The organism is Nostoc sp. 'Peltigera membranacea cyanobiont' 213 (assembly GCF_002245975.1).
In the GTDB taxonomy this organism is placed as follows: domain Bacteria; phylum Cyanobacteriota; class Cyanobacteriia; order Cyanobacteriales; family Nostocaceae; genus Nostoc.
Genome location: NZ_NOLI01000354.1, coordinates 1 through 1,515, shown reverse-complemented (window position 1 = coordinate 1,515; position 1,515 = coordinate 1). Strand labels below are relative to the sequence as shown.

General features: G+C 38.5%; 2 protein-coding genes and 1 pseudogene. 1 reads left to right on the top strand and 2 read right to left on the bottom strand.

Annotation, left to right across the window (positions count from 1 at the left end):
• Positions 1-180, top strand: a pseudogene (locus CDG77_RS34875) (XRE family transcriptional regulator); the annotation flags it as partial.
• A 470-nt stretch (positions 181-650) separates the two neighbouring features.
• Here CDG77_RS34875 and CDG77_RS34870 read toward each other — a convergent pair.
• The gene (locus CDG77_RS34870; protein WP_143857180.1) at positions 651-965 is read right to left on the bottom strand and encodes a hypothetical protein; all 315 of its coding nucleotides are present in this window, start codon (positions 963-965) and stop codon (positions 651-653) included.
• A 157-nt stretch (positions 966-1,122) separates the two neighbouring features.
• Complete coding sequence (locus CDG77_RS34865) at positions 1,123-1,446, bottom strand: hypothetical protein (RefSeq protein WP_223270171.1); 324 nt, start codon at positions 1,444-1,446, stop codon at positions 1,123-1,125.
• Between the last annotated feature and the right edge of the window lie 69 nt (positions 1,447-1,515).

Below are 1,515 nucleotides of genomic sequence, written 5' to 3'. Positions count from 1 at the left end.
GAAGCACGGGAGTGGTATTTGTCTCAGCTGCTTGGGGCAAAGCCAGGTGTAAGCCTGCAAAAGCTTGTATCTGCGGCTTCTGCTGTAGAAAGAGTTGAAATCATCAATTTAATTGCCCATTCTTTCCTAGAAGATCGAAAAACTACTGGGACAAGTGAATTGATATCATCAGCAGTATAATCCATAGTAATTCCATGATATTTATTAGTGAACAGAAGGGTATTATGTGGACTTGTTGCTTGCCCATATCCAATTTGAAAGCGATGTGATTGAATAATCTCCATGTTGGTCAGTCCAAAATACTTGCGTCGTAAGGATTTTGTGTGGAGATAGTCAAGTGCTTTGAGGTGCAAACTCATGATTAAACAATCAACACTATTAACTTTATTTAGTTGAGTAATTGGTGTATCCCTAATAACTTTGTAAAGATTTTAGAGACGCCCAATTTAAAGTGCGATTTTGATAAGATATGGGGTTTGGCAAACCTCGTATAACCTAATCTACTTTACCTTCTGGTAAGCCGTCCTCTGGGTATCTACGGGTACGCTACATGAACGCCAACGCCTTTTTGTTTGTAAAAATACTCACCCATAGTTGCTTGGGGATAAGTAAACTGTGGCCTAAGCGATCGCTCTTTTTGCCCCAAAAACTTATTCGATTAACTTACCAATTTCGTTTAATTTCTGCTCCAAGATTTCTTGTAAAGATTGAAGTTGTTCACGACTAGCATTAGCTAAAGTCATCTCAGATAATCCACTACTGATTGTTTGAATAATTACTTTTACTTCTTTCGATTCAGATTGTTCTGATGTTAAATACTTAGCTTTAATGTTCTTAACTAAATCGCGTGTCTCAGGTACAGTTAAACTTTCTTTTAATACCTGTTCTGTTGCTTTTATTCGTTCTATAGCTGCCTCTTGTTCGGAAATTTTCAATATTTTTGATGACAATGTTGTTAATGCCAATGCGTGAGCGCCTTTCAGTTCTTGATGACGAATTGCTTTTTTTAAATCTCGAGGCTAGGCTTAAAAAAATGGTAAAAGGCTTTTTATTGAGTCGATAAGCCCCCTAATTTATCTGTGGAGGAAAAACCTCTTCCCCATTTTTTTGTCGCTAAATTGATCACCCAAATAACTCCCGATGCTGATAAGCAAATCGAGAAACATCCAGACTACCCACAGGTTTAGCATAAATAGCCTGATTGCGAATTGCCTGTATCTGTTCTGACTCTCGCTCCATAGATGGTGTAAATTCTTGTCGCTGTTTCAGCAAATCCTCAAACTCAATTTCCCCTGGTCTACCTTGATAAAAAGCCTCTTCAGCACAACGACGGACTGCATTACCAATTTCTGCTGGACTGCAAATGCGATATTCAGCCAACAGTCTACGCCATTGATCATCACTCCAAGGTGAGTTATTGTCTCGAAATGCTTTAAAAGGGAGCAACGCGATTTTGTGAGGTCGGCCAAAAAAGGTGCGATCGCTAAAAACCTATTTATCTGTACTTAGAATATT